The organism is Protaetiibacter mangrovi (assembly GCF_024752305.1).
GTDB classification, from domain to species: Bacteria; Actinomycetota; Actinomycetes; order Actinomycetales; family Microbacteriaceae; genus Homoserinibacter; species Homoserinibacter mangrovi.
This window is the reverse complement of sequence record NZ_JANTHX010000007.1, coordinates 67627-90845: the sequence shown is the minus strand read 5'-3', so window position 1 is coordinate 90845 and position 23219 is coordinate 67627. Positions and strand designations below refer to the sequence as shown.

Annotated in this window: 24 protein-coding genes (1 of these 24 running past the window's edge); 14 read left to right on the top strand and 10 right to left on the bottom strand. The window is 71.8% G+C overall.

Going from position 1 to position 23219, the window contains the following annotated elements; all coding sequences use genetic code 11:
* Nucleotides 1–70 precede the first annotated feature (70 nt).
* The 3 genes from NUH29_RS08055 to NUH29_RS08045 are packed head-to-tail and all read left to right on the top strand — an operon-like array spanning nt 71 to nt 3028.
* Complete coding sequence (locus NUH29_RS08055; protein ID WP_258798547.1) at nt 71–766, top strand: response regulator transcription factor; 696 nt, start codon at nt 71–73, stop codon at nt 764–766.
* The gene (locus NUH29_RS08050; protein WP_258798546.1) at nt 759–1994 is read left to right on the top strand and encodes a sensor histidine kinase; all 1236 of its coding nucleotides are present in this window, start codon (nt 759–761) and stop codon (nt 1992–1994) included. Before NUH29_RS08055 ends, NUH29_RS08050 begins: the two co-directional genes overlap by 8 nt.
* On the top strand, nt 1991–3028 hold the full coding sequence (locus tag NUH29_RS08045) for a hypothetical protein (protein WP_258798545.1): 1038 nt from the start codon (nt 1991–1993) through the stop codon (nt 3026–3028). Before NUH29_RS08050 ends, NUH29_RS08045 begins: the two co-directional genes overlap by 4 nt.
* A 401-nt stretch (nt 3029–3429) precedes the next feature.
* On the opposite strand, the gene NUH29_RS08040 is transcribed toward NUH29_RS08045, so the two are convergent.
* From NUH29_RS08040 to NUH29_RS08030, 3 genes are read right to left on the bottom strand one after another with little or no spacing between them, the layout of a single operon-like run.
* Nucleotides 3430–3651 carry an acyl-CoA carboxylase subunit epsilon gene (locus NUH29_RS08040; RefSeq protein WP_258798544.1) on the bottom strand — a complete coding sequence of 74 codons (222 nt, stop codon included), beginning with the start codon at nt 3649–3651 and terminating at the stop codon, nt 3430–3432.
* Entirely contained in the window at nt 3648–5237 is a 1590-nt protein-coding gene (locus NUH29_RS08035; protein ID WP_258798543.1) for an acyl-CoA carboxylase subunit beta, read from the bottom strand. Before NUH29_RS08035 ends, NUH29_RS08040 begins: the two co-directional genes overlap by 4 nt.
* A 10-nt stretch (nt 5238–5247) precedes the next feature.
* A complete protein-coding gene (locus NUH29_RS08030) occupies nt 5248–6075 on the bottom strand; it encodes a polyprenol monophosphomannose synthase (RefSeq protein ID WP_258798542.1) in 828 nt (275 codons plus the stop codon).
* A gap of 24 nt (nt 6076–6099) precedes the next feature.
* Here NUH29_RS08030 and NUH29_RS08025 point away from each other — a divergent pair, with 24 nt between their 5' ends.
* On the top strand, nt 6100–6891 hold the full coding sequence (locus NUH29_RS08025; RefSeq protein ID WP_258798541.1) for a biotin--[acetyl-CoA-carboxylase] ligase: 792 nt from the start codon (nt 6100–6102) through the stop codon (nt 6889–6891).
* A gap of 9 nt (nt 6892–6900) precedes the next feature.
* Complete coding sequence (locus NUH29_RS08020) at nt 6901–7467, top strand: PH domain-containing protein (RefSeq protein ID WP_258798540.1); 567 nt, start codon at nt 6901–6903, stop codon at nt 7465–7467.
* Here NUH29_RS08020 and NUH29_RS08015 read toward each other — a convergent pair.
* Nucleotides 7376–7939 carry a GtrA family protein gene (locus tag NUH29_RS08015; protein WP_258798539.1) on the bottom strand — a complete coding sequence of 188 codons (564 nt, stop codon included), beginning with the start codon at nt 7937–7939 and terminating at the stop codon, nt 7376–7378. The two genes, NUH29_RS08020 and NUH29_RS08015, sit on opposite strands and share 92 nt — an antisense overlap.
* Before the next feature lie 85 nt (nt 7940–8024).
* On the opposite strand from NUH29_RS08015, the gene NUH29_RS08010 reads away from it, so the two are divergent.
* From NUH29_RS08010 to NUH29_RS08000, 3 genes are read left to right on the top strand one after another with little or no spacing between them, the layout of a single operon-like run.
* On the top strand, nt 8025–9137 hold the full coding sequence (locus tag NUH29_RS08010) for a 5-(carboxyamino)imidazole ribonucleotide synthase (protein ID WP_258798538.1): 1113 nt from the start codon (nt 8025–8027) through the stop codon (nt 9135–9137).
* Nucleotides 9138–9186: 49 nt separating this feature from the next.
* A complete protein-coding gene (gene purE, locus NUH29_RS08005; protein WP_258799246.1) occupies nt 9187–9654 on the top strand; it encodes a 5-(carboxyamino)imidazole ribonucleotide mutase in 468 nt (155 codons plus the stop codon).
* 1 nt (nt 9655) lies between these two features.
* Complete coding sequence (locus tag NUH29_RS08000; RefSeq protein ID WP_258798537.1) at nt 9656–11002, top strand: LCP family protein; 1347 nt, start codon at nt 9656–9658, stop codon at nt 11000–11002.
* A 14-nt stretch (nt 11003–11016) separates the two neighbouring features.
* Here NUH29_RS08000 and NUH29_RS07995 read toward each other — a convergent pair whose 3' ends face one another.
* The 3 genes from NUH29_RS07995 to rfbB are packed head-to-tail and all read right to left on the bottom strand — an operon-like array spanning nt 11017 to nt 14013.
* Nucleotides 11017–12129, bottom strand: coding sequence for a glycosyltransferase family 4 protein (locus NUH29_RS07995; protein ID WP_258798536.1), 1113 nt, complete (start codon nt 12127–12129; stop codon nt 11017–11019).
* Nucleotides 12130–12169: 40 nt separating this feature from the next.
* A complete protein-coding gene (gene rfbD / locus NUH29_RS07990) occupies nt 12170–13018 on the bottom strand; it encodes a dTDP-4-dehydrorhamnose reductase (protein WP_258798535.1) in 849 nt (282 codons plus the stop codon).
* The gene (gene rfbB / locus NUH29_RS07985) at nt 13015–14013 is read right to left on the bottom strand and encodes a dTDP-glucose 4,6-dehydratase (protein ID WP_258798534.1); all 999 of its coding nucleotides are present in this window, start codon (nt 14011–14013) and stop codon (nt 13015–13017) included. Before rfbB ends, rfbD begins: the two co-directional genes overlap by 4 nt.
* Before the next feature lie 121 nt (nt 14014–14134).
* Here rfbB and NUH29_RS07980 point away from each other — a divergent pair, with 121 nt between their 5' ends.
* Genes NUH29_RS07980 through NUH29_RS07955 form a run of 6 tightly spaced genes read left to right on the top strand, consistent with a single transcriptional unit; the run spans nt 14135 to nt 20944 of the window.
* Nucleotides 14135–16396 carry a cell wall-binding repeat-containing protein gene (locus NUH29_RS07980; protein WP_258798533.1) on the top strand — a complete coding sequence of 754 codons (2262 nt, stop codon included), beginning with the start codon at nt 14135–14137 and terminating at the stop codon, nt 16394–16396.
* 56 nt (nt 16397–16452) lie between these two features.
* Nucleotides 16453–17067: a dTDP-4-dehydrorhamnose 3,5-epimerase gene (gene rfbC, locus NUH29_RS07975; protein WP_258798532.1), complete on the top strand. Its 615-nt coding sequence runs from the start codon at nt 16453–16455 to the stop codon at nt 17065–17067.
* Entirely contained in the window at nt 17064–17930 is an 867-nt protein-coding gene (gene rfbA / locus NUH29_RS07970; RefSeq protein WP_258798531.1) for a glucose-1-phosphate thymidylyltransferase RfbA, read from the top strand. The genes rfbC and rfbA overlap by 4 nt, the downstream gene beginning before the upstream one ends.
* The gene (locus NUH29_RS07965; RefSeq protein ID WP_258798530.1) at nt 17930–19297 is read left to right on the top strand and encodes a polysaccharide biosynthesis protein; all 1368 of its coding nucleotides are present in this window, start codon (nt 17930–17932) and stop codon (nt 19295–19297) included. Before rfbA ends, NUH29_RS07965 begins: the two co-directional genes overlap by 1 nt.
* Nucleotides 19294–20124, top strand: coding sequence for an NAD-dependent epimerase/dehydratase family protein (locus NUH29_RS07960; protein ID WP_258798529.1), 831 nt, complete (start codon nt 19294–19296; stop codon nt 20122–20124). The genes NUH29_RS07965 and NUH29_RS07960 overlap by 4 nt, the downstream gene beginning before the upstream one ends.
* Before the next feature lie 40 nt (nt 20125–20164).
* Nucleotides 20165–20944: a hypothetical protein gene (locus tag NUH29_RS07955; protein WP_258798528.1), complete on the top strand. Its 780-nt coding sequence runs from the start codon at nt 20165–20167 to the stop codon at nt 20942–20944.
* Between the two features lie 3 nt (nt 20945–20947).
* Here the strand turns inward: NUH29_RS07955 and NUH29_RS07950 are convergent, their stop codons facing one another.
* The 3 genes in view from NUH29_RS07950 to NUH29_RS07940 are tightly spaced (each overlapping or abutting the next) and all read right to left on the bottom strand, a layout consistent with a single transcriptional unit that may run on beyond the window.
* Nucleotides 20948–21787, bottom strand: a complete 840-nt coding sequence (locus NUH29_RS07950) for a glycosyltransferase family 2 protein (RefSeq protein WP_258798527.1) — start codon at nt 21785–21787, stop codon at nt 20948–20950.
* Nucleotides 21784–22995 carry an ABC transporter ATP-binding protein gene (locus NUH29_RS07945; protein WP_258798526.1) on the bottom strand — a complete coding sequence of 404 codons (1212 nt, stop codon included), beginning with the start codon at nt 22993–22995 and terminating at the stop codon, nt 21784–21786. Before NUH29_RS07945 ends, NUH29_RS07950 begins: the two co-directional genes overlap by 4 nt.
* Nucleotides 22995–23219: the 3' end of an ABC transporter permease gene (locus NUH29_RS07940; protein ID WP_444544370.1), read on the bottom strand. Its footprint extends 711 nt past the window's final position; 225 of the gene's 936 nt are visible here — the last part of the coding sequence; its start codon lies beyond the right edge, outside the window; it ends in the stop codon at nt 22995–22997. The genes NUH29_RS07945 and NUH29_RS07940 overlap by 1 nt, the downstream gene beginning before the upstream one ends.

Below are 23219 nucleotides of genomic sequence, written 5' to 3'. Positions count from 1 at the left end.
TCCACCCCCGTACGGATGCCGCGGGGTACCATGAGCCACGGCGGACCGCCGCCCCTGATCGGGAGTCAGCATGAGCACGGTGATCGATCGCCCGGAGTCGGATGTCCAGACGCATCCGGCGCGCGTGGCCGTCGTCGACGACCACGAGTCCGTGCGCGTCGGGCTGAAGGCGGCCTTCGTGGAGGCCGGACACGACTTCATGCTCGCCGCGCCCAACGTCGCCGAGCTCATCGCGGGCCTCGGCGGCCGCGAGGTCGACGTCGTCGTGCTCGACCTGTCGCTCGGCGACGGCTCGAGCGTCACCCAGAACGTCAAGAGCGTGCAGGCGATCGGCGCCCCGGTGCTGGTCCACTCGATCGCCGACCGCGTCGATCTCGTGCGGGAGGCGCTCGCGGCCGGCGCGGCGGGCGTCATCCCGAAGTCGGCGTCGATGCGCACCGTCGTGACCGCGGCGGCGACCGTGGCCCGCGGCGAGGTGCTCAACAACCTCGAGTGGGCGACCGCGATCGACGCCGACCGCGACTTCGCGAAGGCGGAGCTGGGGCGTCGTGAGCGCGAGATCCTGCACCTGTACGCCTCGGGGCTGCCGTTGAAGCTCGCCGCCGAGCAGCTCGGCATCGGCTATTCGACGGCGCGCGAGTACCTCGACCGCATCCGGGCGAAGTACGTCGAGGTCGGTCGACCCGCACCGACGAAGGTCGACCTGCTGCGTCGGGCGGTCGAGGACGGCATCCTGCCGGGGCTCGACCCCGACAGCGATGGCTGACGGTCTGCCGGCGGGACTCGCGTCGGTCCCGCGCGGGCGCGTCGTCCGCAACCCGCTGAGCCTCGTGCGCGTCACGACGGCGATCGCACGGACGGCCGCGGGCTTCGGCGTGGCGTTCATGATCCAGTCGATCCCGGCGATGATCGACCAGCTGCCGAACATGAACCCGGTCTGGTCGATCGTGATGGTCGGCGCGCTCGTGGCGAGCCTCGCGGTCACGGTGATCGTCTCGGCGGCCGATCGCTGGTTGCGAGCGGGCCACGTGGCGTTCGCCGCGATCTACCTCGTCGCCCTCGTGAGCTGGCCGTTCGCGGTGGTCGACCCGGCCGAGGCGCCGTCGCCCGACAGCTACTGGCTGTACTACACGCTGACGATCGCGACCGCGATGGCGACGGTGGGCCTCGGCATCCGGCTCGCGACCGCCTACGTCGTGGTCGTGCCGCTCATCTACGGCGTCGTGCGGCTCACGCCGCCCGGCGGCGGGGTGACGATCACGCAGGCGGTGCTCGACTCCGTCTACGCGATCATCCTCGGCGGGGCCATCACCATCATCACGGCGATCCTGCGGGGGGCCGCCTCCTCGGTCGACCGGGCCCAGGCGACCGCGCTCGAGCGCTACGGCCACGCGGTCCGTCAGCATGCGATCGAGGCCGAGCGCGTGCAGGTGGACGCGATCGTGCACGACAGCGTGCTCACCACGCTGCTCTCGGCGGCCCGGGCGGAGTCGGGCGAGGCGAAGGAGCTCGCGGCGCGGATGGCGGGCAACGCCATCGGCCACCTGCGTGACGCCGTGTCGGATGCGCCCTCCGGCGACGCGGAGATCTCGGTCGCCGCGCTCGCGAACCGGATCGCCGACGCCGCCGCCGCCCTGTCCGAACCGGTGGAGGTGGATTCGGACGGTGTGCGGCCGGGCCGGGTGCCGGTCGCCGTCGCGGAGGCGATGTACTCGGCGGCCGTGCAGGCGATGGTCAACAGCCTGCAGCACGCCGGGGCCGGGGTGCGCCGCTGGGCGATCGTGCGGGGCGGCGACGAGGACCTCGTGGTGGAGGTCGGCGATCGCGGTTCCGGGTTCGACCGCGACGCGGTGCCGAACGAGCGGCTCGGGGTGCGGGTCTCGATCCTGGAACGCGTCGCGAGCGTCGGCGGCGCCGCGGCGATCGACACGGCGCCGGGTGCCGGCACGGTCGTGTCGCTGCACTGGCCTGCGGTGCGGGAGGGGTCGCGATGAAGATCGGCGTCCCCCGGGTGCTCATCGTCGCGCTCGCGGCCGTGTTCTCGGGCTATCACCTGGTGCTGGCGGGCTATTCGCTCACCTTCCCGTACGCCGATCAGCCGGGGGCGGTGCTCGCCGGCATGCTGCTCTACGCGGTCGTCACGACCGCGGTGCTGTGGCCGGGAGCGGAGACCCGGATGCCGATCTGGCTGGCGTCCTTCTCGATCGGCGTGGCCGTGGCGCTGCCGCCGCTCATCACGAGCGTGCTCGACCCCGCCCGCCCCGGAGGAAACGGCTACGCCACCTGGTACGTCGCGGCGATCGGCACGCTGATGACCATCACGGCGGTGCGGCTGCGACCCGGTTTCGCCTGGGCCGGCATCATCTTCCTGGTCGTGCAGACGCTGTTCTGGTCGGGGCCCGGTGCGCTCGGCACGATCGGCGTCATCGGGTCGGCGTCGTGGGTCGGCGTCGCCCACATCCTCACCAACACCCTCGCCAAGGCCACCCGCGACTCGGAGCGCTTCGCGCACGCGGAGCGCGAGGCGACGGAGTGGCAGGCCGCCCAGGAGGCGCACCTGAACGAGCGGCAGTTCCGGCTCGGTCAGACGAGCGTCATGGCTCTCCCGATGCTGCGCACGATCCGCTCCTCCGGCGGCGACCTGACCGCCTCGCAGCGTGCGGAGTGCCTGCATCTGGAGGCCGCCATCCGCGACGAGATCCGCGGGCGCAAGCTGCTCAACGACGCCGTGCGCGAGCAGGTCATGCTCGCGCGCCGCCGCGGCACGATCGTGACGCTGCTGGACGAGGGCGGCATCGACGAGCTCGTCGACGCGGAGCTGGATCGGGTGCTCGGGCGTCTGGCGCTCGCCCTGCGCGAGACGACGGCCGACCGGGTGATCGCGCGCACCGTGCCGGAGGGCTCGGAGGTCGCCGTCACGGTCGTGGGGCTGCGGAGCGTCGACGACGAGTCGGTGACGCTGCTCGGAGGCGAGCCCGACGACGAGGTCGAGCTCTGGCTCGAGATCCCGCGGAACTCCGCCCCGTAGGCGCGGACCCGGACGCGGCGGCAGGGCCCCAGCATGGGACGAGGGGCCGGACAGAGCGTCCGGCCCCTCGCAAGATTCGAGTCAGGGCGACAACCCGAATATCGCCCTGACTCGCCCCCACATCAACGGTCTGCTTACCCTAGACGACCGGTGATGCTGTGTAACTCGATGAGATACACCTGCTGGTTATAAGTATGCGTGGTTCCGACAGCCTCGTAAGTCGTCATTATGGGGGACTTTCGGGGGACAATTTCGGGTGACAGTTCCGGCGTTTCGGGCCACTTTGTCACAATTCCGGGGTACATGCACGCGCGTGCGGCGAATCGGGGGCCGTGCGCGGCGGATGGCGACGGATTCCGTCGCGATCCGGCCGTTCCGCGACGGATACCCCCGTTCGGGGGTCAGCGGGCCCAGCGGTTCCAGGCGCCCGGCTCGAGCGGTGCCCGCAGTCCCTTGCTCTCGCGCTGCCAGCGGGTGGGGGAGCGGTGCGCCCGCCGGTGCATGCCGGCCAGCTCGTCGAGCGCCGCCTGCAGCACCGCCGTCGTCGCGGCGAGCTCCTCGGGGGTCGGGTCCCCGCCGACGACCCGGACCTGCGCGGTGAGCGGCTGCTCCTGCTCGGTCACAGCGGGATGTTCCCGTGCTTCTTGGCGGGCAGTGCCGCCCGCTTGGTGCGCAGCGCCCGCAGCGCCTTGATCACCACGAGACGGGTGGCGGCCGGCTCGACGATGCCGTCGAGCTCGCCGCGCTCCGCCGCCAGGAACGGCGAGGCCACGTTGTAGGTGTACTCGTTCGCGAGGTGGGTGCGCACGGCGGCCACATCCTCGCCGGCGGCCTCGGCGGCCTTGAGCTCGTTGCGGTACAGGATGTTGACGGCTCCCTGGCCGCCCATCACCGCGATCTCGGCCGTCGGCCACGCGTAGTTCAGGTCGGCGCCGAGCTGCTTGGAGCCCATGACGATGTAGGCGCCGCCGTACGCCTTGCGGGTGATGACCGTGACGAGCGGAACCGTGGCCTCGGCGTACGCGTACAGCAGCTTCGCGCCGCGGCGGATGACGCCCGTCCACTCCTGGTCGGTGCCGGGCAGGTAGCCGGGCACGTCGACGATCGTCAGGATCGGGATCGAGAACGCGTCGCAGAATCGCACGAACCGCGCCGCCTTCTCACCCGCGTCGATGTTGAGGGTTCCCGCCATCTGGCTGGGCTGGTTGGCGATGATGCCGACCGAGCGCCCCTCGATCCGGGCGAAGCCGATCACGATGTTCGGCGCGAACAGGGCCTGCACCTCGAGGAAGTCCGCGTTGTCGACCAGGCGCTCGATGACCTCGAGCACGTCGTAGGGCTGGTTCGGCGAGTCGGGGATCAGGGTGTTGAGCCGTCGATCCGAGTCGTTGATCTCGAGCTCGGTCTCCGACTCGTACACCGGCAGCTCGGCCTGGTTGTTGTCGGGCAGGAAGCTCACGAGCGTGCGCGCGTAGTCGAGGGCGTCGTCCTCGTCGGAGGCGAGGTAGTGCGACACGCCCGTGCGCTGGCTGTGGGTGAGCGCGCCGCCGAGCTCCTCCATGCCGACGTCCTCGCCGGTGACGGTGCGGATGACATCCGGCCCGGTCACGAACATCTGGCTCGTCTTGTCGACCATGATCACGAAGTCGGTGAGGGCCGGGCCGTAGACGGCGCCGCCGGCCGCAGGTCCCAGGATGATCGAGATCTGCGGGATGACCCCGGAGCTCGCGGTGTTCAGCCGGAAGATCTCGCCGTACTTGCCGAGGGCGACGACGCCCTCCTGGATGCGCGCGCCGCCCGAGTCGAGCATGCCGATGATCGGCACGCCGGTCTTGAGCGCGAGCTCCATGACCTTGATGATCTTCTCGCCCGCGACCTCGCCGAGCGAGCCGCCGAAGATCGTGAAGTCCTGCGCGTAGACCGCGACCTGTCGCCCGTGGATGGTGCCGGTGCCGGTGACGACCGCGTCGCCGTAGGGCCGCTTGTCCTCCATGCCGAAGGCGTGCGTGCGGTGGCGCACGAACTCGTCGAGCTCGACGAACGAACCCTGGTCGAGCAGCTGCTCGATGCGCTCGCGCGCGGTCTTCTTGCCCTTCGCGTGCTGCTTGGCGATCGCCGCCTCGCCGCTGGCGGTCACGGCCTCGTGGTAGCGGACCTTGAGGTCGGCGAGCTTGCCGGCGGTGGTGTGGAGGTCGGATTCGTCGGTCACGGCGTTCAGCCTATCCGTCGCGCTCCGGGGGGACGGGGTTGTGCGATCCGACAAAACCCGGGGCCGCACCTTGGCCGGCCGCGCCAGGGCGTCGGCGTCGGAACAGCCCCGCGACGCCCCACACCGTCACCCGCCACATGGCCTCGGCCACCACGCCCCCGCTCATCTTCGAGACGCCCGCCCGACGCTCGCGGAACGTGATCGGCACCTCGCGGATGACCCATCCGGCGTCGTGGGTGCGGATGGTGAGGTCGATCTGGAAGCAGTACCCGCGCGAATCGACCACCTGGTGGGCGATCTCGCGCAGCACCTCCGCGCGGTAGGCGCGGAATCCGGCCGTGACGTCCTTCACGGGCAGCCGGAGGATCGCCCGCGCGTAGGCGTTGGCCGTCCTGCTGAGGCGTCGCCGCGCGGCGGACCAGTCGACCAGCCGTCCGCCGGGAACCCACCGCGACCCGATCGCGAGACCGGCCGCAGGATCCGCGGCGAGGGCCTCGAGCATGGCGGGGAGCGCCTCGGCCGGATGCGAGCCGTCGGCGTCGAACTCGACGATGACGTCGTAGTCGCGCTCGAGCGCCCAGGCGAATCCGGCGAGGTACGCCCGGCCGAGCCCCTCCTTCGCCGCGCGGTGCAGCACGTGCACCCGGGGGTCGCGTGCGGCGAGGCGGTCCGCGAGCTCCCCGGTGCCGTCGGGGCTCGCGTCGTCGACCACGAGCACGTCGCAGGCGGCGCCGGACGAGGCCACCGCTGCGAGGGTCGCCTCGAGGTTCTCGACCTCGTTGTAGGTCGGCGTCACCACCAGGACGCGCCCGAGGGGGAGGGCTCGCGCTGACGGCATGGACGACATCCTAGGCTGGCCGCCATGAGCTTCGATCGGAGCAGGAGCGTCGCGAGCGTCCTGTATGAGGTGGCCTCGTCGAGCTCCACGAACACCGAGTTGTCGGCCCGCGCGGACCGCGAGGGCATGGGCGATCTCACGGTCATGCTCACCCGCTACCAGAGTTCGGGGCGCGGGCGGCTCGGCCGATCCTGGACCGCCCCGCCGGGCGCCGCGGTGGCGGCGTCGGTGCTGCTGCGCCCCCGGATGCCGGACGGTTCCGCGGTGCCTCCCGAGCGTCTCGGCTGGCTGCCGGTGATCGCCGGGGTCTCGATGGCGGCGGCGGTGCGCCTGGCGCTGCCCGGGCGCACGGTCGGGTTCAAGTGGCCGAACGACGTGCTCGTCGACGGGCGCAAGATCTGCGGCATCCTCGCCGAGCTGCTCCCCGCGGGCACGGGCGTCGTGGTCGGCGCGGGGGTGAACACCCGGATGTCGGAGGAGGAGCTCCCGGTGCCGACGGCGACCTCCCTCGCGGTCGAGGGGGCCGAGGTGACCGACGCGCTCGAGGACGCGGTGCTCGCCGCCTATCTCGAGGGCCTGCGCGATCGCGTCGCGCGCTATCTCGCCGCGGGCGCCGATGCCGACGCCGCGGGGCTCCGCGCCGAGGCCCGTGCCGCCTGCCTCACACTCGGGCGCCCGGTGAGCATCGAGCTCCCGGGCGGCGAGGCGCTGCAGGCGTCGGCCGTCGACCTCGACGCGGACGGCAGGCTCGTGGTCGCCGACCGGGACGGCCGCGCGCGGTCTGTCGCGGCCGGGGATGTCACGCACGTCCGCTAGAACTGGAGCATGACCCAGGCGACGCCGACGGCCGCCTCCGGCTCGGCGCGGACCGTGCAGCCGGAGACCGTGGTCGCGCGACTGCGCTCGCACGGGCGGGTGCTGTTCTGGCCCTGCGTCGTGCTCGTCGCGGATGCCGCGGCGCTCGGCTACTTCGGGGGCACGTTCCCCGAGGCCTGGCAGAACTGGGCCGTGCTGGGGGGTGCGCTGCTCGTCGCGGTGGTGCTGTTCCTGATCCCCCTGATCTCCTGGCTCGGCCGCAACTACACCATCACGACCCGGCGCATCGTGCTGCGGCACGGCGTCTTCGTGCGCACCCGGCAGGAGCTGCTGCACAGCCGCGGCTACGACGTCACGGTGCGCAAGGCGGGGCTCCAGCCCCTCTTCGGCTCGGGGAACGTGCTCGTGAACACCGGGCTCGAGCGCCCGGTCGTGCTGCGCGACGTGCCCGGCGCCGATCTGGTGCAGGCCACCCTGCACGACCTCATGGAGCTGTCGGTGAACCCGGTGGCATCGCGCCGGCAGCAGGAGCAGTCGCGGCCGCCCGACGAGACGACGGCCTACGGCCGTCGGTGACCTGCTCGGGAGCCTCGGCCGCGGGGAAGACCGCGGGACCGGTCTCGCCGCGGTGCGGGGCGAACACCCAGAGCTTGTAGAACGTGAAGCGGAACGCGGTGCCGAGCGCGAGGCCCAGCACGTTGCCCGAGATGTTGTCGGCGAGGATGCTCGTGAAGCCCAGCAGGTAGTGCGACACCCACAGGCAGGCCAGCCCGATCGCCATGCCGCCGAGGCTCACCACGAGGAACTCGACGAACTCGCGCCAGAGCTGGCGTCCGCGGTGCTCGCGGAAGGTCCAGAACCGGTTGCCGATCCAGTTCGCCACGATGGCGAGGGCCGTCGAGACGACCTTCGCGAGCACCGGCCCCTCGTGCAGGTTCTCAGGTGCCAGCACGGTCGCACGGAGCAGGTTGAAGACCCCGAAGTCGATGACCAGCCCGACGACCCCGACGACGCCGAATCGCGCGAACTGCGTCATGAGCTTGCGCACGCGTCGTGCCTTCCCCGTCGGAGCCGTAGGGTCGTAGAAGCGGCAGTCTAGCCGCGGAGAACTGGACGGATCTGGAGAGGGCGCTGTGAGAGTCGGTGTCATCGGTGGCGGTCAGCTGGCCCGGATGATGATCCCCCCGGCGGTCGCGCTGGGCGTCGAGCTGCGGGTGCTCGCCGAGGTCGAGGGCAGCTCCGCGGCGCTCGCGGCGACCGCCGTCGGCGACTACCGCGACGCGGCCACCGTGCTCGCGTTCGCGGCCGACGTCGACGTCGTGACCTTCGATCACGAGCACGTGCCCCAGGATGTGCTCGACGCGCTCGTGCGCGCCGGGATCCCGGTGCGCCCGGGGCCCCACGCGCTCGCGGTGGCGCAGGACAAGACCGTCATGCGCGCGCGGCTCTCGGCGATCGGCGCGCCCGTGCCCGACTGGGCGCGCATCGCCGACGCCGGCGAGCTCGGGGCGTTCCTCGACGCGCACGCCGGGATCGCGGTCGTGAAGACCCCCCGCGGCGGCTACGACGGCAAGGGCGTGCGGGTGGTGCGCGACGCCGCGGACGCCGACGACTGGTTCGCGGACGCGGCCGACGGCCTGCTCGTGGAGGAGTTCGTGCCGTTCCGTCGCGAGCTCGCGCAGCTCGTCGCACGGCGACCGTCGGGCGAGGTCGCGGCCTGGCCGCTCGTCGAGACGGTGCAGCGCGACGGCGTGTGCGCCGAGGTCTTCGCGCCCGCCCCGCGCGCGGGCACCCTTCCCGACGTGGCACGCGAGCTCGCGGTGCGCATCGCGACGGAGCTCGACGTGACCGGCGTGCTCGCGGTGGAGCTGTTCGAGACCGAGGACGGGCGCCTGCTCGTCAACGAGCTGGCCATGCGTCCGCACAACACGGGCCACTGGACCATCGACGGCGCGGTCACGAGCCAGTTCGAGCAGCACCTGCGTGCGGCGCTCGACCTGCCCCTCGGCGACCCGAGCCCGATCGCGCCGGTGAGCGTCATGATCAACGTGCTCGGCGGTCCCTCCGGTGAGAGGATGACCGACCGCTACCCGCGCGCGATGGCCGACCGCCCCGAGGTGAAGCTGCACTCGTACGACAAGGAGTCCCGTCCGGGACGCAAGGTCGGGCACGTGACCGCGATCGGCGGGGAGCTGGACGACGTGGTCGCCCGCGCGCGCGCCGCGGCGGCCTTCTTCCAGGACTGACCTTTAGCATTGCCAGGTGCCTGAACTGAAGCCCGCGGTCGGTGTCGTGATGGGATCCGACTCCGACTGGTCGGTCATGCAGGATGCCGCATCCGCGCTCGGCGAGTTCGGCATCCCGTACGAGGTCGAGGTCGTCTCGGCGCACCGCACCCCGCACAAGATGGTCGCCTACGGCGAGGAGGCCGCGGGTCGCGGCCTGCGCGTCATCATCGCGGGAGCGGGTGGGGCCGCCCACCTGCCGGGCATGCTTGCCTCCGTCACGACGCTCCCGGTGATCGGCGTGCCCGTTCCGCTCGCGAAGCTCGACGGGCTGGACTCGCTGCTCTCGATCGTGCAGATGCCCGCCGGCATCCCGGTGGCCACGGTCTCGATCGGTGGAGCACGCAACGCCGGACTGCTCGCCGCCCGGATCCTCGCGTCCGGCGACGCCGCTCTCACGGCGCGTCTCGCCGACTTCGCGGCGTCGCTCGAGGCGCTCGTCGCCGAGAAGAACGCGGCGCTGCAGCAGAAGCTCTGACATGGCGAGCGTGCTGCGCGATCCCGACCGCTCCGACACCGCGTTCATGACGAAGCGGGCCTGGTGGCTCGTCGCCCTCAACCTGCTCGTGCCGGGATCCGCCCAGGTGCTCGCCGGCAACCGGCGACTCGGCCGCTTCGGGCTCTCGGCGACCATCGTCTTCTGGGTGCTCGCCGTGGTGCTGGTGCTGATGGCCGTCTTCGCCCGCGGCGTGCTGATCACGCTGGCGACCGAGACCTGGCTGCTCGCCGTGGCGATCCTCGCCCTGCTGTTCTACGCCGTGCTGTGGGTCGTGCTGACCCTCGACACCCTGCGCCTCGTGCGGCTGATCCGGGTGGCTCCGGCGGCGCGCGCGTTCGTGGCGGGGCTGTCGGTCATCGCACTCGCCGGCGTGTCCGGCACCGCGGCCTACGGCGCGGTGTCGGCGGGGGCGGGGATCGACCTGCTCGACACGGTGTTCGCGCAGGGCCCGTCGCAGCCGCCCGTCGACGGGCGGTACAACATCCTGCTGCTCGGCGGCGACGCCGGTCCCGACCGCCAGGGCATGCGTCCCGACAGCATCTCGGTGGCGAGCGTCGACGCCACCACCGGCCAGGTCACCCTCATCGGCATCCCCCGCAACCTCGAGCACGTGCCGTTCGTCGAGGGCTCGCCGCTGTACCAGGTGATGCCGAACGGCTACGACTGCGGCAGCAAGTGCCTCATCGACTACCTCTACACCTACGGCGAGCTCGACTGGGCCTACCTCTACCCCGACGCCGAGGCGAACAACTCCAACCCGGGTGTCGAGGCCATGCGCGACGCCGTCGAGGGCGTGCTCGGCATCACGATCCCGTACTACGTGCTCATCGACATGCAGGGGTTCGCCGACCTGATCGACGCGATGGGCGGCATCGACATCACCGTGAGCGAGCGGGTCGCCTACGGGGCGAACGAGGATCTGGACGGCAACTCGGTGCCGCCCGCCGGCTACTTCGAGCCGGGCGACTACCACATGGACGGCGGGACGGCCCTGACCTACGCGCGCACGCGCTACGGCACGACCGACTACCAGCGCATGCAGCACCAGCGGCAGGTGCAGCAGGCCATGCTCGACCAGTTCACGCCCGCCACCGTGCTCACCCACTTCATCGCGATCTCCGCGGCGGGCAAGCAGGTGGTGCGCACCGACATCCCGAAGCAGATGCTGTCGTACTTCGTCGACCTCGCGGGGAAGTCGAAGGCGCAGCCGATCGTCACGCACGACCTGGTGCCGCCGGAGGTCGACCCGTCCGCCCCGGACTACGACGCCATCCACGCGACCATCGACGCGCTCCTGCACCCGGCATCCGCCGAGCCGGCGCCGTAGCGCGGAGGCGCGCCTCAGAGGTCGGCGTGCAGCTGCCAGATCTTGTCGGCCGAGTCGCGCCAGGAGAAGGCGCGCGAGCGGTCGCCCGCGGCCGTCGAGAGCCGGTCGGCGAGCTCGCCGTCGATCGCGTCGATCGCCTCCGCCAACCGCGCGGGCAGGGTGTGCGGATCGTCGCGCTCCACCGAGATCGCCGCGCCCGCGGTCAGCTCGTCGAGGGCGGGGAGCGAGGTGTGCACCACGGGGAGCCCGAAGGCGAGGGCCTCCAGCACGGCGAGCCCGAAGCCTTCGGCGACGCTCGAGCACAGGTAGGCGTGGGCTCCGTGGTAGAGCACGCCGAGATCCGCATCCGGAGGCGTGTCGACGACGTGCAGCAGCTCGGGTGTCGTCCCGGCCTCGGCGGCGAGCGCGCGCACGCCCTCGGCGTCCGCGGTCGCGACGACGAGCGGCAGCCCGGATGACGACAGGGAGACGGCCGCCAGGGTCGTCGCGAGGTCCTTGCGCGGCTCGGGCCCCGCGACCGTGAGGAGGTAGCGCTCGGGGAGGTCGAGCTCGCGGGCGCGACGCCGCGGATCACCCGTCGGCAGCAGCGAGGCGCTCGGCGCCCCCGGCACGATGCGGATGCGGTCGCCCAGGTCGAGCGCCTCGCCGAGCTCCGCCGCGACCGCATGGCTGGGCACCACGACGGCGTCGGCGTACCGCTCGGCACGCCGCCCCATCGCGCGGGTCCACCCGGCACGCCCGGAGTCGAGCAGCTCCGGATGCGTCCACGCGATCGCGTCGTGGACGGTGACGGTGAGCTGCGCCGAGCCGTTCAGCCGGTCGTGGGCCGCGAGAGGAGCGAGCAGGTTGACGGCGTGCGTCATCCCGTGGACCCGCGCGAACCCTCCCCGCCAGCTCGCGGCGAGCTCCCGCCGGGCGAGCGCGCTCTTCTCGAGCGATGCCAGACCGGGCAGGCGCTCGACGATGTGCGCGTAGACGGGCTCGGGGGAGGAGGCGATGATCGCAGCGACCTCGCATCCGTCGGGAGCCTGCGCGATCAGGGCGCCGGTCAGCTCCTCGGCGGAACGGCGCAGAGCGCTCGGCGGGCCGTCCAGCCCGTCGAGGACGACGTTGAGCCGTTGCACCATCGGACCTCCTCGATCGTCGGAACTGTCGGCGTGCGGCCCGCTAGCCCGCCAGGGCGCCCGACTCCCAGGCGGCCGCCAGGGCGTCGCGCCACGCGCGCGGCGGGGTGAGGCCGACCCGGGTCCAGGCGTCGTGGCCGAGCACCGAGTACCCCGGGCGAGGCGCCGGCCGCACGAAGGAGGCGCTGTCGGTCGGCTGCACCCGCTCCGGGTCGAGCCCGGCGATCTCGAAGACGGCGCGTGCGAACCCGAACCAGCTCGCCTCGCCGCCGTTGGTGCCGTGGTAGGTGCCCGCCGGGGCGTCCGCGTCGAGCAGCGACACGATCGCGGCGGCCAGATCGCCCGTCCACGTGGGCTGCCCGAGCTGGTCGGTGACCACCGAGACCGTCTCGCGCTCGGCCGCGAGTCGCAGCATCGTGCGCGGGAAGCTGGCGCCGTGCCGGCCGTAGAGCCAGGCCGTGCGCACGATGTGGGCGCCCGGGTGGGCGGAGCGCACGAGGCGCTCCCCGGCCGCCTTGGTGCGTCCGTAGGCGCCGAGCGGGTCGAGCGGCGCGTCCTCCGGGTAGGGGGAGGAGGCGTCGCCGTGGAACACGTAGTCGGTCGAGACCTGCACGAACCGGGCGTCGGCCTCCGCCGCGGCGGAGGCGAGCAGGCCGGCACCGGTCGCGTTGATCGCGTACGCGGACTCCTCGTCGGATTCCGCGGCGTCGACGGCCGTGTAGGCGGCCGCGTTGATGACCACGTCGGCTCCCGCGACCGCGCGGGAGACCGCGTCGGCGTCCGTGATGTCGAGCTCCGCCCGTCCGAGCGCGCGGACGTCGCGACCCGCGAGCGCCTCCTGCAGATCGTGGCCGAGCATCCCGTGGGCGCCGGCGATCAGGTAGCGGGTCATGCCTGGCCCGACGCCCGGTACTTCGCCTCGGTCGCCTCCTTCTGGGGCGCCCACCAGGCCTCGTTCTCGCGGTACCAGGCGATCGTGGCGGCGAGACCGGCGGCGAAGTCGCCGAAGCGAGGGGCCCATCCGAGCTCCCGGCGCAGCTTGCTCGAGTCGATCGCATACCGCAGGTCGTGCCCGGGGCGATCGGTGACGAGGTCGTAGGCGGTCGCCTCCCGGCCGAGCTCCGTGAGGATCAGCTCGACGACCTCCTTGTTGTTCTTCTCGCCGTCCGCACCGATGAGGTAGGTCTCGCCGATGACGCCCTTCTCGAGGATCGTCAGCACGGCCGAGGAGTGGTCGTCGGCGTGGATCCAGTCGCGCACGTTCTCGCCCGTGCCGTACAGCTTCGGCCGCTCGCCGCGCAGCACGTTCGTGATCTGCCGGGGGATGAACTTCTCGACGTGCTGGTAGGGGCCGTAGTTGTTGGAGCAGTTGGAGATGGTCGCCTGCACGCCGAACGAGCGCACCCAGGCCCGCACCAGCAGGTCGCTGCCGGCTTTCGTCGAGGAGTACGGGCTCGAGGGGTTGTAGGGCGTGTCCTCGGTGAACCGCTCCGGGTCGTCGAGCTCGAGGTCGCCGTAGACCTCGTCGGTCGAGATGTGGTGGAAGCGGATGTCGTGCCGGCGGGCCGCCTCCAGCAGCGTGTAGGTGCCGACGATGTTGGTGTCGAGGAACGGACGCGGGTCGTTCAACGAGTTGTCGTTGTGGCTCTCGGCCGCGTAGTGCACCACGGCGTCGTGCCGCCCGAAGAGCTCGTCGACGAGGCCGGCGTCGGCGATGTCGCCCTTCACGAAGGCCACCCGGTCCTCCGGCAGGCCGTCGAGGGACGCCAGGTTGCCGGCGTAGGTGAGCTTGTCGAGCACGGTCACCGTGTGGTCGGTGCGCTCGACGAGGTGGTGCACGAAGTTCGAGCCGATGAAACCGGCTCCGCCGGTGACGAGGATGCGCATGGGGTCGAGGGGGTCGCTTTCTGTGCGGAACTGCTCAGGGAGTCTACCGAGGTACCGCGAAGGGGGACTGGACGCGTCCGCGGTGCATCCCCTAGCGTCCGAACCCGGGGGGAACCATCACGTGAATACCGTCGTCGCCGCGCTCGCCACCGTCCTGCTCGTCGCGGGAGGTGCAGCGCCCACCGTCGTGTCCGCGGACCCGTCGGGAACGCTTCTCGTCGCATCCGTCGACCACGAGGACGGCGCCTCCGTCTCCGTCGCCGTCGACACCGGCTCGGGGATCGAGCCGTACCTCGGGGAGCTGCCGGAGGGCGCCCGCACGGGCGATCCGGTGGGCGACGCGGTCGCCGCGGACGCCGCCCCGGAGGGCGCGCGCGGTCTCGCGGTCGGAGCGATCTCGGTCGCGTCGGTGCGCGACGCCGACCTCGTGGTGCTCACCGTGCAGGGTGTCGCCCCCGCCCGCTCGACGAGCGCCCTCGAGACGGATCTCGCCTCCTCGCTCGCGTGGTGGGTCGCCCAGAGCGACGGCGACATCACGTCGTTCTCCCGCGCGTCCACCACCGCCCTGGCGACCGGGTCGAGCTGCTCGGCGATCGCGAGCAACCTGTTCACCTTCTGGGGGCAGATCTCGGTCGCGCTCGGGCACAGCTCGAACTACTACTGGCAGTCCACGAACCACCATCTCGTCGTGATCACCCCCTCGATCTGCGGGGGCGCCTTCTCCGGCCTCGGCAGCATCGGCGACTACGGCGACGGCGGCGCCGTCATCATCCCCGAGAACGCCAACGTGCTCGTGCCCGGCCTGTCGCACGAGATCGGCCACAACCTGGGACTCGGTCACAGCAACATCGACTGGTGCCCGACCTCCGCGGGACGCGTCACGCCGAGCGGCTGCGACACCTACGAGTACGCCGACATCTACGACGTGATGGGCTACGGATGGTCGGACGAGCCGGCGCCGGCGCTCAGCATGCCGCGCCGCTACGAGCTCGGCTTCCTCGGCGGGTCGGAGGTGCCCACCGTGACCCGCACCTCGGGCATCGCCACCCAGTCGACCGTGGCGCTGAACGCGGTCACGGCCGGTTCGGGGGTGCGCGGCGTCCGCGTGGTCGACCCCTACGACCCGAGCGCCGTCTACTACGTCGAGTACCGCAACGGCACGGGCGGCGACAGCGGCGCCTTCTACACCTCGAGCTACTTCAACTCGGCGTCGTATCCGGACGCGTCGCACACCATCTCGGCGGGCACCGGGGTGCTGGTGAGCCGGCTGGTGCTCGACGGCGGCGCGTACGAGCTGCAGGCCTTCGCGATGCCGACGGGGTCGACGCGTCGCGAGCTCGCCCTCGACGCGGGCGAGGCGTTCCACACCGCCGATCAGGGCGTGCACGTCGAGGTCGTCTCGGCCACCGGCGCCACGGCGCAGGTGCGCATCACCGCGGGCGCCTGGTACGCGACCGCGACCGCGCCGACCGTCGACCGCATCGCGGGAGCCGACCGCTACGAGGTGGCGGTCGCGATCTCGCAGGCCACCTTCGCGACGACCGTCGACACGGTGTTCCTCGCGACCGGGATGAACTTCCCGGATGCGCTCTCGGCCGGGCCCCTCGCGGCCAAGCTCGGCGGGCCCGTGCTGCTGACCCCGCCCGGGGGCCTGACCTCCTCGGTGGTGACCGAGCTGCAGCGGCTCTCGCCGGACCGCGTCGTCATCGTGGGCGGTCCCGCATCCGTGCCGGTGGCGATCGAGGGCCAGCTGCGCTCCGCCCTCGGCAGCGGGCTCGTGATCGACCGCCTCGGCGGGTCGGACCGCTTCGCGGCATCCCGCGCGATCGTCTCGAGCGGGTTCCTCGGCAGCGGAGCCCCGACGGTGTACCTCGCGACCGGCCTCAACTTCCCGGATGCGCTCTCGGCGGGCGCCGCAGGCGGGTCGCTCGGGCGACCGGTCGTGCTCGTGAACGGCGTCTCCACCTCGGCCGACCAGGCGACCATCGACCTGCTGCACTCGCTCGGGACGACCACGGTGCTCATCGCCGGCGGACCGAACTCGGTGTCGAACGGCATCCTCACCTCGCTCCAGGGCGCGGGCTTCACGGTGCAGCGCATCTCCGGCGCCGACCGCTTCGAGGCCTCGGCCAACATCAACGCCCAGGCGTTCCCGAGCGGCACCCTCGGCGACGCCTTCATCGCGACGGGGCTGAACTTCCCCGACGCCCTCGCGGGCTCCGTGCTCGCGGCGACGAAGGGGGCGCCCCTCTACGGCACCCCGGGCTCGTGCGTCCCCGCGAGCGTGCTCGCGCAGCTCGCCGCGCGGGACGTCGATCGCGTGACCCTGTTCGGCGGCACGGCCTCCCTCACGAACTCGGTCGCACAGCTCGTCTCCTGCTGAATCCGCCGGGGTCGCCCCCGCCGGGCGGCCCCAGCGGCACCGACTAGGATCGTCGGGTGCAGATCCGAGAACTGAGCGTCCGCGGGGCGTGGGAGATCACGCCGCAGAAGCACGGCGACGACCGCGGGGTCTTCCTCGAGTGGTACCGCTTCGACCGGCTCGCGGAGGCCGTCGGCCACCCGATCGATCTGCGGCAGGCGAACACCTCGGTCTCGAAGCGCGGAGTGGTGCGCGGCATCCACTTCGCCGACTTCCCGATCGGCCAGGCGAAGTACGTCACCGTCACGCACGGCGCCGTGCTCGACTTCGCGATCGACATCCGCATCGGTTCGCCGACGTTCGGTCGGTGGGATGCGGTGCGCCTCGACGACGTCGACCGCCGCGCGATCTACATCGCCGAGGGGCTCGGGCACGCGTTCGTCGCCCTCAGCGACGACGCGGTCGTGAGCTACCTCGTGACCGACGTCTACAACCCAACGGCCGAGCACGCCATCGACCCCCTCGACCCCGTGATCGGGCTGCAGTTCCCCGCCGAGGCCGGCGAGCCGCTGCTGTCGCCGAAGGACCTGGCCGCTCCGACCCTCGCGGAGGCGGAGGCGCAGGGGCTGCTGCCGACCTGGGATGCGGCCCTCGCCTACTACGCATCGCTCGACGCGAAGAGCGCCCGATGAAGGGCATCATCCTGGCCGGCGGGTCCGGAACGCGGCTCTGGCCGATCACCAAGGGCATCTCGAAGCAGCTCATGCCCATCTACGACAAGCCGATGGTCTACTACCCGCTCTCGACGCTGATGATGGCCGACATCCGCGAGGTGCTCGTCATCACGACCCCCGAGTACAACGAGCAGTTCCGCGCCCTCCTCGGCGACGGCTCCGAGCTCGGCATGCGGATCGAGTACGCGATCCAGCCCTCGCCCGACGGGCTCGCCCAGGCGTTCATCATCGGCGAGGAGTTCATCGGCGACGACTCCGTCGCGCTCGTGCTCGGCGACAACATCTTCCACGGCTCGGGCCTCGGATCGAACCTGCGCAAGCACGGCGAGATCGACGGTGGGCTGATCTTCGCCTACCAGGTCGCCGATCCGACCTCCTATGGCGTGGTCGAGTTCGACGACGAGCTCCGCGCGGTGTCGATCGAGGAGAAGCCCACGACGCCGAAGAGCGACTACGCGGTGCCCGGCCTCTACTTCTACGACAACGACGTCATCGGCATCGCGAAGACGATCGAGCCGAGCGCTCGCGGCGAGCTCGAGATCTCGACCGTCAACGACCGCTACCTCCAGGCGGGCAAACTGCAGGTGCACGTGCTCGACCGCGGCACCGCGTGGCTCGACACCGGCACGTTCGAGTCGATGATGCAGGCGTCGGAGTACGTGCGCGTGATCGAGGACCGCCAGGGCTTCAAGATCGGATGCATCGAGGAGATCGCCTGGCGCGCCGGGTGGATCGACGACGCGCAGCTCGCGCGCCTGGCGGCCCCGCTCAGGAAGAGCGGGTACGGCAGCTACCTCGAGAAGCTGCTCGCGCGCGCCTGATGACTGCACGGCGGATCCTCATCGTCGGCCGCGGCACCGCCGGGCAGGCGCTCGCCGCCGACGCGCAGCAGCACGGCGACGTCGTCGTCGGCTTCCTCGACGACGTCGAGACCGCCTCCGATGTGCGGGGCACCCTGTCGGAGGTCAACGAGGTGGTGCGCGCCGAGGCGGTCGACGCCGTCTACTTCGCCATCCCGTCGATCGACGCCGCCTCGCTGCGGGCGTTCCTGGAGGTGCTCGACACCTCGGACGTCGCGTTCTCGATCATCCCGCGCACCTATCAGACCCTCAGCCGTGAGACGGTCGCCGTCGACGACCTGAGCGACGTCGACGTGCTCGACCTCGTCGGCCGCCGTCCGGTGAAGCACGACCTGGAGGGCGCGCGCGACCTGGTCCGCGGGCGCCGGGTGCTCGTGACGGGTGCCGCCGGCTCGATCGGTTCGCGCCTCGCGGGGCTCCTCTCGGCGCTCGGCGCCGCGGAGGTCGTGTGCGTCGACTGGTGGGAGAACGGCGTGTTCCGCCTCCAGCATCGGCTCGAGGCGGCCGAGGGCACCGAGTTCGTCGTCGCCGACGTGAAGAACCGCGCCCGCATGGAGGCGGTCTTCGCCCGCCATCGCCCGGAGCTCGTCTTCCACGCGGCGGCCTACAAGCACGTCCCGTTGATGCAGGAGAACCCCGGCGAGGCGATCGCGAACAACGTGGGCGGCACCGACGCCGTGCTCGAGCTCGCGGTCGCGCACGGAGTCTCGCACGTGGTCTACGTCTCGACCGACAAGGCCGTCAACCCCGTCAACGTCATGGGCGCGAGCAAGCGCCTCGGCGAGCTGCTCGTGGCCGATTGGGCCGCCCGGGCGCCCCAGGTGCAGTTCTCGACGGTGCGGTTCGGCAACGTGATCCAGAGCAACGGGAGCGTCATGGAGACCTTCCGCCGCCAGATCCGCGAGGGCGGACCGATCACCGTCACGGACCCCGAGGTCACCCGGTTCTTCATGACCATCGACGAGGCGAGCCAGCTGATCATCCAGTCGGCGGTCGTCGGTCGCAGCGGCGACATCTGCGTGCTCGACATGGGCGAGCCGGTGCGGATCCAGGATCTGGCGCGCAGCCTGGTGCGCACGGTGGCGCCGGGCGTGGAGATCGTGTTCACCGGTCTGCGCCCGGGCGAGAAGCTCTACGAGGAGCTGAGCTACGACCCCGAGCTCGTCGCCGGCACCGCGAACGACAAGATCTTCGTGCTGCGCGAGAGCGAGCCGGCGTCGGTCACCCCGGAGGGGATCCGCGCGCTCGTGGCCGCGTGCGCCGCATCGGCCTCCACGGATGCCGAGGTCGTCGACGCGCTGCGGGCGATGGGCTTCGCCATCCGATGACCGTCCCCGTGCTCGTGACGGGCGGCGACGGCGTCCTCGGACGCCCGATCGTCGCGGCGCTGCGGGCGGCGGGCCGCGAGGTCGCCAGCGCATCCCGGGCGTCGCGGGAGCATCCGCTCGACATCCGGCGAGAGGCCGAGGTGCGGGCTCTCGTCGAGCGGCTGCGACCCGGGGTGGTCGTGCACCTGGCTGCGCTGCTGCCCGGTGCCTCCGACGACCTGGACGAGGTCAACGTCGAGGGCACCCGACGGGTGGCGGATGCGGCGGCGTCGGTCGGCGCCCGGCTCGTGTTCGCCTCGTCCGCGGCCGTGTACGCATCCGTACGCGAGTCGCCGGCCCGCGAGGACGAGGCCGTCGCGCCGACGACCCCGTACGGTCGCAGCAAGGTGCGCGCGGAGGAGGTGCTCGACGCGTTCGGCGACGCCGTCACCGCGCTCTCGCTGCGGATCTTCAACGTCAGCGGTCCGGAGCTGCCCGGCTCGCTTCCGCAACGTCTCGTGCGGTCGACGGAGGCGGAACCGGTGCGACTCCGGGGCCTCGACGACTTCGTGCGCGACTACGTGACCCCCGCCGATGTCGCCCGCGCGGTCGTCGCCGCGGTCGACGCCGCCGTCGCTCCGGGTCACACGCGGGTCAACGTCGGCTCGGGCGCGGCGACGAGCAATCGCGCCCTCGTCGACCTCGTCGCGCGGATCGCGCGGGTGCACGTCGTCGACGAGACGGGCCCGCGTGATCGGGTGTGGGCCGACACGGCTCGGGCGCGCGCCGTCCTCGGCGTCGTGCCGACCCCCATCCAGGACTGGTCGGCCGACGCGTTCCTCGGCTGACCGGAGCTGCGACCCGCGCTCCCGCCGATAGGCTGGCGGGATGTCGTGGAACCTCCGGATGCGGCGCGGCGCGCGGCACCTCGTCCGGTCTGCGCTCATCCGCGGCTGGTTCCGCTCGCGCGACTTCGCCTGGGGCGACGGCGGCACCCCGGTGCTGATGTGCCTCTGGAACCGCCCGGAGCGGATCGGCGACGTGCTGCGCCTGCTGGACGCCCAGGACCACCCGGACGGCGTGCGCCTCTACCTCTGGAACAACCGCCGCGAGGATCACCCGCGCTATCTCGCCGCGCTCGAGGAGTTCGCGCCCGCGGGTGCGCTGCGCGGCGCCTCGATCGTCAAGTCGCCCCACAACATCGGCTCGATCGCGCGCTTCTACTGGGCCCGCAAGCTCGAGATCGCGGCCCCCGGGCACCCGGTGATCGTGCTCGACGACGACGAGGACGTCACGCCGTCGTTCGTCTCGGATGCGCTGCGGCAGTACGACCCGGGCGCCGTGACGGCGTGGTGGGCGTGGCGCATGCAGAGCGGCTACTACTGGGACCGGCGCCTCGCGGAGGTCGGCGAACCCGTCGACCACGTCGGCCCGGGCGGATCGGTGATGTCGTCGGCCGTCGTCGCCGACCCCCGGTTCTTCACCGACATCCCCGACGAGTTCCGCATGCTCGACGACATCTGGCTGAGCTACTACGCGGTCGAGCGGGGCCTCGTGCTGCGCAAGCTCGACACCCGCATCGAGTTCGTGCTGCACGAGACGAACCAGTTCCACGGCCAGGGCGACATCAAGGCGACCTTCTACGACTGGCTGCGGCGCGAGCGCTGAACCTCAGCGGACGGTGATCGCCTCGCGCAGCGCGATCCCCACCCGCAGCACGAGCCGCACGGGGGCGAGGTACCAGCTCGAGTAGCGCCGTGCGACGTAGCGGTAGGCGGAGCGGTGGTGGGCGCGGGCCATCGCACCCTTCGAACCCGAGGTGGAGTGGGCGCCGCTGTGGGTCACCACGGCGTCCGGGGCGTAGCGGTTGCTCCACCCCGCGTCGCCGAGGCGCTTGCCGAGGTCGACGTCCTCGAAGTACATGAAGTAGCCCTCGTCGAAGCCGCCGATCTGCGCGAAGGCGCGGCGCCGCACGAGCAGGCAGGCGCCGGAGAGCCAGCCGGCGTCGCGCTCCACCGGCTCCTGCCGGTCCTCGCGGTACGAGCGGGTCCAGGGGTTGCCCGGCCACACGGGCCCGAACAGGGCGTGGCCCACCCCGGTGCGCAGCGAGGGCAGACGCCGGGCCGACGGATACGTGGTGCCGTCGGGGTCGAGGATCTGCGGCCCCACCGCCCCCGCGCCGGGCGTGCGATCGGCGACCGCGACGAGTCGGGTGATCGCCTCGGCGTGCAGCACGACATCCGGGTTCGCGATCACCACGTACTCGGTCTCGTCGGGCAGCGTGGCCATCGCCGCGTTCACGGCACCGCCGTAGCCGCGGTTGTCGGGGAGCCGCAGCACGCGGGCGTCGTGCTCGCGCGCGATGCGCTCGGTGTCGCCGAACTCGGGTGAGGCGTTGTCGGCGATCACGATCGGCTCGGCGCCTCCGGCGGGCGGGATCGAGGCGAGGAACTCCGGCAGCACCCGAGCCGAGTTGTAGCTCACCGTCACCACGGCGACCCGGGCGTTCACGCGTCGAGTTCCGTGAGCTCCGGTCGGGTGTGGATCACCCCGACCGCGAGGCCGTCGTCGGCGGTGTTGAACGAGGCCGCCTGCACCGCGTCGTCGACGTGGCGGCCGACGCCGTCGATGATCGACACGTTGACGAAGTACTTGCCGGGGCCGAACCGCGCGTCGCCGAGGCGCACCCGCAGGCGGCGGGGTCCCGTGAGCTGCCCCAGTTCGACTCCCAGCCGCTTCGTGGTGGTGCCGTAGACGACCTGTCCGAGCGAGGAGTCGATCTGCACGCCGAGGAACCAGTCGTCCAGGGCCTCGTCCGCGGTCAGCTCGATGTCGATGTCGAGGTCGTCGCCCGGGGACACCACCTCGGCTGCTCCCCGTCCGGACGCCGCCGCCGATACCGACACGATCCGGGCGGAGCCGGTGCGGTTCTGCTCGCGGTGGTCCTCCTCCGCCAGTCGCCGCTCCTCGAGCAGGTCGCGCATGAGCGCGACGGCCATCCGCGGGTCGCCGTCTGCGGCGACCTTGCCGTGGTGGAGCACGACGGCCCGATCGCACAGCTCGAGGACCTGGCCGAGCGAGTGGGTCACCAGCACGATGGTGCGTCCCTGCTGCTGGAACTCGCGGATCTTGTCGAGGCACTTGCGCTGGAACGCCTCGTCGCCGACGGCGAGCACCTCGTCCACCAGCAGGATGTCGGGATCCGTGTTGATCGCGACCGCGAACGCCAGGCGCACGTACATGCCGGAGGAGTAGAACTTGACCTGCGTGTCGATGAAGTCGCCGATGCCCGAGAATTCGAGGATCTCGTCGAAGCGCGCGCTCGCCTCCTCGGAGCTGAGGCCCAGGATCGACGCGTTGAGGTAGACGTTCTCGCGCCCCGTGAGGTCGGGGTGGAAGCCGGCCCCGAGCTCGAGCAGCGCCGCGACGCGCCCGCGCTGCGCCACCGTGCCGCGGGTCGGCTCGAGGATCCCGCCGATGACCTTGAGCAGGGTCGACTTGCCCGAACCGTTGTGGCCGATGAGCCCGATGGTCGACCCGGCCTCGAGGGTGAGCGAGACGCCGTCGAGCGCCCAGAAGTCCTCGCGGTGGCGCCGCCCGTTGCCGAGGGTGACGATCCGCTCCTTCAGCGAGCGGTCCTTGCGGATGACGAAGCGTTTCGCGACATCGTCCAGCACGATCACGTCCGGCGGTGCGCCGATGGTCGAGTCGGTCGTCATCACAGCTCCTGCGCGAAACTGCCCTGCATGCGGGCGAAGGCGCGCTGCGCGAAGAACGCGAGCACGAGGCCCAGGAGGGCTGCGATGAGGAGCCGCAGCAGGAGCAGCTCCGGGTACTCGGCCCCCGCGACGCTCGGATCCCGGAAGGCCATCTGGAACGCCAGCACCGACAGCGTGATCGGGTTGTCGGTGTAGATCTCGGTGGTCGCCGTATCATTAAAAAA